Below are 7,246 nucleotides of genomic sequence, written 5' to 3' on the forward strand. Positions count from 1 at the left end.
TCTCTGACACGAGACGCTTCGCCATGACTTCCACACGCTTACGTAACCTGGCAGTGCTGTGCGCCAGCCTGTTCAGCCTCGACAGCCAGGCTGCCGACCTCAACGCCCGCGACTTTTTCGCCGCTCCACCAGGCACCCGCCTGGGTGTGCTGTACCTGCCCGCCACCCGTGCCGGCGATTTCCATGGCCCCGCCGACAGCACCGGCAAGGCCGACCTCAGGGTCAACGCCGTGGCTTACCGCCAGGTGTATTTCACCGACGCCTGCGGCACGTTGTGCACGCCGCAATTCATCCTGCCCTTTGCCGACATCAGCGCACGCCTGCCCGGCGCCAACCAGCGCAGCCGCGAGCGCGGCATGGGCGATCCACAGGTGGGCGGCACGCTGTTTTTCGTCAACGACCCGGCTTCGCGCACTTATAGCGGTTTGTTGAGCCTGATCACCGTGCCGGTGGGTGAGTATCACAGTCAAAACCCGGACGTCTCTCCCGGTGCCAATCGCTGGGGCGCCACCTTTGTCTACAACTACACCCACGGCATCGGCGAAAACTGGGTACTGGAAGCCAACCTGGAAGCCCAGCTCTATGGCCGCAATGACGATTACTTTGGCAGCGAACTCAAGCAAGCCCCGCTGTATCGCCTGCAGGCTTTTGCCTCGTATGACTTCAGCGCCGCCACTTACGGCGCACTGCGCCTGATCCAGGCCGACGGTGGCGCCCTGCGCCTCAACAACCGCCGCCTCGACGACACCCACAAGCGCTACACCCAAGTCGGCTTCGAACTCGGGCATTGGCTCGACCGGCAGAACCAACTGATGGTCAGCCTTTCGCAAAGCGTTGCGGCTTCCAATGGCTATGCCGGCACCGAAGCGCTGTTGCGCCTGGTGCATGTGTTCTGACCCCTTTCCCTGGAGCTTGAAAATGCCCATTTCCAACCCTGCGATAACGGCACGGCTGGCAGCGATCGTGCTGTTTGCCGCCATCACCCCGACCATCCTGATGACAGCTCCCGCCGTGGCCGCGCAGTTGGCCAGCCAGTGGCAACTGAGCCCGGCGCGTATTGGCGACTTGTTTTCCGTGGAACTGGGCGCCATGAGCCTGGCGACCTTGCCCGCCTGGTGGTGGCTCAAGCGGGTTGACTGGCGCACCGCCGCCCGGGTCGCCGCGCTGCTGTTCATGGCCGCCAACCTGCTGTCGATGCTGGCAGACACTTACGCCGGACTGCTGGTGTTGCGCGCTGCCAGCGCCCTGGCCGGCGGCTCGTTGATGATCCTCTGCCTGGCCAGTGCGGCCACCACCGCCAACCCCAGCCGGGTCTATGGTGTGTGGGTGATGGGGCAGTTGATCGTCGGTGCCCTCGGCCTGGTGGTGTTGCCTGGTTTGTTCGAACGATTTGGCTTGAATGCCTGCTACTTGCTCCTGGCAGGGTTGATGGCTTTGCTGCTGCCATTGGCGAGGGCGTTTCCCGCCGGTAGCCCTGCGTTGCCCGCCAGCCGCGCCCCGGTATTGCCCGGTTCACGCTGGAAAGCCGCCCTGGGGGTTGGCGCTGTCCTGGCCTTTTACATCAGCCTGGGGGGCGTATGGACCTTTATCGGTGCCTTGGGCGCCAGTGCCGGGATTTCGGCGCATCACAGCGGCGACATCCTCGCCATCGCCACCGTGATGGGCATTGCCGGGGCAGCGAGCGCTTCACTGATCGGGGCCCGCTTGCCGCGTGGAGTGCTGTTGCTGCTGGGCTACCTGTTGATGGCGGCAGCGGTGCTCTTGTTGCTTGGCCAGCCCGCATTGCTGCGATTTGCCTTGGCGGCGCTGCTGTTCAAATTCACCTGGACCTTCATTCTGCCGCTGATCCTGGCCTGCCTGGCCGACCTCGACCACAGCGGCAAGCTGATGAACGCCTCCAACCTGGTCATCGGCGGCGGCCTGGCCATCGGCCCAGCGCTCGCCGGCCGCCTGATCGAGGCCAGCGGCGGGTTCAGCCTGTTGCTGCTTGGTGCAGCCGCTATCACCTTGCTGTCTCTGGTGATGATCGTCGCCAGCCGTCCCCATTCCCCCACTGAACTGGAACCGGTATGAACCCAACCACCGCATTTTTCTTCGACGAAATTAGCCTGTGGCACAGCGCCGGCGCCCATGCGCTGACCCTGCCCGTGGGCGGCTGGGTGCAGCCGCCGGCCGGCAGCGGGCATGCCGAGTCACCGGAGACCAAGCGCCGCTTGAAAAGCCTGTTGGATGTCTCCGGACTGAGCCGCCAACTACAACTGCGCAGCGCGCCGCCAGCCAGTGAAGAGGATCTGCTGCGCGTCCACAGCCGTGCCTATCTGCAGCGTTTCAAGGCCCTGAGCGATGCTGGCGGCGGTGAGCTTGGCCCCCAGGCACCGATCGGGCCGGGCAGCTACGAGATTGCGCAACTGTCCGCCGGACTGACCCTGGCCGCCGTGGACGCGGTGCTCAAGGGCCAGGTGCACAACGCCTATTCGCTGTCGCGGCCACCGGGGCATCACTGCCTGGCAGACAGCGCCATGGGCTTTTGCTTTCTCGCCAACATTGCCATTGCCATCGAGGCCGCCAAGGCCCGCAACGGACTGGGCAAAGTTGCCGTGATCGACTGGGATGTGCACCACGGCAACGGTACGCAGTCGATCTTCGAAGAACGGGCCGATGTGTTGACGATTTCCCTGCATCAGGACGGCTGCTACCCGCCTGGCTACAGCGGCGAGCAGGATCGAGGCCGCGGGGCCGGCGTGGGGGCCAACATCAATATTCCGTTGCCCCCAGGCAGTGGGCACGCCACCTATCTACACGCCATGGAGCGCATCGTAGTGCCCGCGCTGGAGCGCTTCGAGCCGGAGTTGATCATCGTTGCTTGCGGTTATGACGCCAACGCCGTCGACCCGCTAGCGCGCATGTTGTTGCACAGCGAATCGTTCCGTCTGCTGACCCGCACCCTGCGCCTGGCAGCCGATCGTTTATGTCAGGGCCGCCTGGTGCTGGTGCACGAAGGCGGCTACAGCGAAGCCTATGTACCGTTCTGCGGTCTGGCGACCCTGGAGGAATTGAGCGGCGTGCGCACAGCGGTGCTAGACCCGATGCTTGAGTTTGTGCAGTTGCAGCAACCCGGTGCGGCGCTGCAGGGGTTTCAAGCGCAGTGGGTGGAGCGGTTGGCGCGCGGGGTCAGCGAGTAGCTGCCAAACGCCACACCCGCGCAATGTCCGAGGCCCGCTCACGCAACAGGCGCGGCGCCTCGTGACAAGCCTGTTCCAGTGACATCGGGCCCGATGGCAAAGCAAATGCTGCGTCCACACCTTGGGCATACATCTGCTCGTAGCCCTCGCCCAATGTCCCCGCAATGACGACCACCGGCACGCCCTGTCGCTGGGCAATGCGAGCCACGCCAAACGGGGTTTTGCCACGCAGGGTCTGGGCGTCGAAGCGGCCCTCGCCGGTAATCACCAGGTCGGCACCCCGCACCGCTTCATCCAGGCCAACCAGTTCAGCAACCACCTCGACCCCTGGGCGAAACTGGGCGGCGAGGAACGCCTTGGCGGCAAAGCCCAGTCCACCGGCGGCACCACTGCCGGGTTCGTCGCGCACATCCTTGGGCAGCACCTGGGCGCAATGGTCAGCGAAGTGCCCAAGGGCCGCGTCCAGTTGTGCCACCTGCTCGGGGCTCGCGCCTTTTTGCGGGCCGAAAATCGACGAGGCACCGTGGGGGCCGCACAGGGGATTGTTGACGTCGGCGGCGATTTCAAAACGCACCTGTGCCAGGCGCGGGTCCAGTTGTTCGAGGCTGATATGGGCCAGGCGCGCCAACGCCAACCCACCCGCCGGCAGTGGCTGACGTTCGCTATCCAATAGCTGCACGCCAAGGGCCTGCATCGCCCCCGCCCCGCCATCGTTGGTGGCACTGCCGCCAATCGCCAGGATGATGCGCTGCGCCCCGGCATCCAGCGCGGCGCGGATCAACTCGCCGGTGCCATAGGTGGTACTGGAACAGGCGTCGCGCTGCCCTGGCGCGACGAGTTGCAGGCCGCTGGCCTCGGCCATCTCGATCATCGCGGTATGGCTGTCGGCCAACCATCCCCAACGTGCTTCGACGCTGTCGCCCAGCGGGCCTCGGACTGTTTGCCGACGCAATTGCCCCTTACACGCGGCGAGCACCGCATCCACCGTGCCTTCACCGCCATCGGCCATCGGGCATTGAAACACGTGCGCATCCGGCCAGACCTCGGCCCACCCCTCGGCAATCGCCTGGGCGACGCCTGCGGCACTCAGGCTGTCTTTGAACGAGTCAGGGGCGATCACGATTTTCATGGACGTTCTCCGGTTTTTATAACGCCCATGCTGCCAGTTGGCTGGGGCAATGACGCGGGGCCGATGCACAAGTGTGGGGCGGGTTTGTTGTTCATTTCTACAATGCCCCCTGTAGGAGCGAGCTTGCTCGCGCCTACAGGGGGTGGGGCAGCAGTTGTACGCCCAGGTACAAGGCAAGCATCCCATCTAGCGTCAGCGGGTCTACGCCGCTGAGTTCGGCTATGCGTTCCATGCGGTAGCGCAGGCTGTTGCGGTGAATGCCCAAGGCGTCGGCACACGCCTGGCTTTGCCCGTCGTGCTCGCACCAACTGCGCAACGTGGCGAGCAGTTGCCCGTTGCTGTCCTTGGCCAACACCTTGCGCAACGGGTTGAGCAATTCGTCCAGGGCGTCGTCGTTGCGATGACGCCAAAGCATTACCGGGAGGCGATAACGGTTGAGGGTCAACAGGCGTGATTGCGGCAGGATGTCGCGGCCATAAGCAAGCAGATCCCCTACCCGGCGGTAACAGCGGCGCAGCCCCGCCAAGCCCTCCGCTTGCCCGCCGATGGCCACGCGCAGGACGTTCCAACCCAGGCCGTCGAGCTTTTCCAGCAAGCGGGGGTTATCGACCTGCACCGCAGCAGGTCGGCACCACAGCAAGGAAAACTGCGCAGAGCTGACGCACCAACTGTCGGGGTAGCGGCTGGCGAGCCATGCGCTCAGGGCCTCCGCCGTTTGGCCCGGGCCCAGTTCAAACAGGTACGGCGTGCGCGCCAGTTGTGGCTTGAGCCCCAGTTGCTGGGCTTCGTCCACCAGGCGCGGGGAGTCGCCGCTGTCGGCCAACAGCAGGGCCAGCAGATCATCGCAACGCTGGCGCCGCCATTGTTGTTCGGCTTGCTGATGGCGTTGGCTGACCAGCATTTCAGCGGTCATGCGCACCAGTTCGGCATAGGTGCGTAACCCATCCGGCTCGCCGGTGATACCCAGTACGCCAATCAGGCGCTGATCATGCAGCAGCGGCAGGTTGATGCCTGGTTGCACACCCTTGAGATGCTTGGCGGTCTGCCCGTCGATTTCCACCACCCGCCCATTGGCCAACACTAGCTGGGCACCTTCATGGCGGGTATTGATACGCTCCGGCTCGCCGCTGCCCAGGATCAAGCCCTGGCTGTCCATGACATTGACGTTATGGGGCAGGATTGCCATGGTGCGATCGACAATCTCCTGCGCCAGGGCATGATCCAGCTCGAACATGGGGCTAATTTCCTGAAAAAGGTTGTTCACCAGCACAGCGCAAAGATGGCTTGACTGTGCGCCGGCACAAAGACAGTTGCCCTTCACGTCACCGAGACTGTCAGGGCGGTCAACGTTACCCTCGCACCGCGAAAAATCATAATAAAGAGAGAATCCCATGTCACAGAGCGCCACTGCCGCACTGGCCAGCGATGACGATAAAAACGCCATCTACAAGCGCATTACCCTGCGCCTGATCCCCTTCATTTTTATCTGCTATCTGTTCAATTACCTCGACCGGGTAAACGTTGGCTTTGCCAAGCTGCAGATGCTCGACGCGTTGAAATTCAGTGAAACTGTATACGGCCTGGGAGCCGGGATTTTCTTTATCGGCTACGTGCTATGCGGCGTGCCGAGCAACCTGGCGCTGACCCGGTTTGGCCCGCGGCGCTGGATCGCATTGATGATGATCGTGTGGGGTACGCTCTCCACATGCCTGCTGTTTGTGACCACGCCCACGCATTTCTACACCCTGCGCCTGTTTACCGGTGCCGCTGAAGCGGGCTTCTTCCCCGGCGTGGTGTTGTACCTTTCGCAGTGGTTTCCGACCTTCCGCCGTGGGCGAATCATGGCACTGTTCATGTCGGCGATCCCGGTGTCCGGTTTGCTCGGCAGCCCGTTTTCCGGCTGGATTCTGAATCACTTTGCCGCAGGCCAAGGTGGCTTGGCGGGCTGGCAGTGGATGTTCCTGCTGCAAGGCATCCCGACCGTGGTCCTCGGCGCCCTCGCCTACTTCCTGCTCAGTGACAGCTTCGCCAACGCCAAGTGGCTCAAGCCCCATGAGCGTGCGGTACTGGAAGCGGACCAGGCCACAGACCTGGCTAACAAGCCGAAAACCACCAGCGACTCCCTGGCCGAAGTGTTCAAGAACCCGGCGATCTGGGCATTCGGTCTGATCTACTTCTGCATCCAGAGTGGGGTGTATGCGATCAACTTCTGGCTGCCGTCGATCATCAAGAACATGGGCTTCAGCGACAACCTGGTGATTGGCTGGCTCAGCGCGATCCCGTATCTGTTGGCGGCGGTGTTCATGTTGCTGGTGGGCCGCTCCGCCGACCTGCGCAAGGAGCGCCGCTGGCATTTGGTGGTGCCGATGTTGATGGGCGCCATCGGCCTGGTGATCGCCGTTAACTTCGCCACTACGCCCGCTATCGCGATTCTCGGCCTGACCATCGCCACCATGGGCGCCCTGACCGGCCTGCCGATGTTCTGGCCGGTGCCCACCGCCATGCTCAGCGCGGGTGCGGCGGCGGGTGGCTTGGCGTTGATCAACTCCATGGGGCAGATGGCGGGTTTTCTCAGCCCGTATATCGTGGGTTTTGTGAAGGATGCCACCGGGTCTACGGATGTGGCGTTGTACCTGCTGGCGGCGGTGATTGTGGGCGGCAGTGTTCTTGCATTGCGGATGACGCGCACGCTCAAGGCCTGACGCCTTCAACGTGGGAGGGATCTGCTCCCTCCCACTTGGACCATGTATTTACAACAGGCCGCCACCGTCGATATCAACCACCGCACCGGTCATAAAGCCATTTTCCATGGCCAGTACATACCCCGCCGCCACTTCTTCAGCCTGCCCTACCCGCCCAACCGGCAACCCTTGGCCCGCCTTGGCAAACATTGCCAAGCGTTGCTCTTGGCCAAGCCCTGCATAGGCCGGTGTGT

6 protein-coding genes and 1 pseudogene are annotated in these 7,246 nt (G+C 63.5%); 4 read left to right on the plus strand and 3 right to left on the minus strand.

Going from position 1 to position 7,246, the window contains the following annotated elements:
- Positions 1 to 23: 23 nt before the first annotated feature.
- The 3 genes from GIW79_RS17430 to GIW79_RS17440 are packed head-to-tail and all read left to right on the plus strand — an operon-like array spanning position 24 to position 3,182.
- On the plus strand, positions 24 to 896 hold the full coding sequence (locus GIW79_RS17430; RefSeq protein ID WP_054919040.1) for a transporter: 873 nt from the start codon (positions 24 to 26) through the stop codon (positions 894 to 896).
- 22 nt (positions 897 to 918) lie between these two features.
- Positions 919 to 2,073 (plus strand): MFS transporter, encoded by a 1,155-nt coding sequence (locus tag GIW79_RS17435; RefSeq protein WP_236455522.1) that lies wholly within the window; start codon positions 919 to 921, stop codon positions 2,071 to 2,073.
- The gene (locus tag GIW79_RS17440) at positions 2,070 to 3,182 is read left to right on the plus strand and encodes a class II histone deacetylase (RefSeq protein ID WP_236455530.1); all 1,113 of its coding nucleotides are present in this window, start codon (positions 2,070 to 2,072) and stop codon (positions 3,180 to 3,182) included. The genes GIW79_RS17435 and GIW79_RS17440 overlap by 4 nt, the downstream gene beginning before the upstream one ends.
- On the opposite strand, the gene GIW79_RS17445 is transcribed toward GIW79_RS17440, so the two are convergent.
- Complete coding sequence (locus GIW79_RS17445) at positions 3,172 to 4,311, minus strand: glycerate kinase (RefSeq protein ID WP_236477394.1); 1,140 nt, start codon at positions 4,309 to 4,311, stop codon at positions 3,172 to 3,174. The two genes, GIW79_RS17440 and GIW79_RS17445, sit on opposite strands and share 11 nt — an antisense overlap.
- Positions 4,312 to 4,444: 133 nt before the next feature.
- Positions 4,445 to 5,545 carry a sugar diacid recognition domain-containing protein gene (locus GIW79_RS17450; protein ID WP_054898445.1) on the minus strand — a complete coding sequence of 367 codons (1,101 nt, stop codon included), beginning with the start codon at positions 5,543 to 5,545 and terminating at the stop codon, positions 4,445 to 4,447.
- Positions 5,546 to 5,702: 157 nt separating this feature from the next.
- On the opposite strand from GIW79_RS17450, the gene GIW79_RS17455 reads away from it, so the two are divergent.
- Positions 5,703 to 7,013 (plus strand): MFS transporter, encoded by a 1,311-nt coding sequence (locus GIW79_RS17455; RefSeq protein WP_054898444.1) that lies wholly within the window; start codon positions 5,703 to 5,705, stop codon positions 7,011 to 7,013.
- Between the two features lie 48 nt (positions 7,014 to 7,061).
- Here GIW79_RS17455 and GIW79_RS17460 read toward each other — a convergent pair.
- A pseudogene (locus GIW79_RS17460) lies at positions 7,062 to 7,246 on the minus strand (SDR family oxidoreductase); the annotation flags it as partial.

Origin of the sequence: Pseudomonas sp. PA-7-1E (assembly GCF_021605325.1) — a bacterium.
GTDB lineage: Bacteria > Pseudomonadota > Gammaproteobacteria > Pseudomonadales > Pseudomonadaceae > Aquipseudomonas > Aquipseudomonas fluorescens_BV.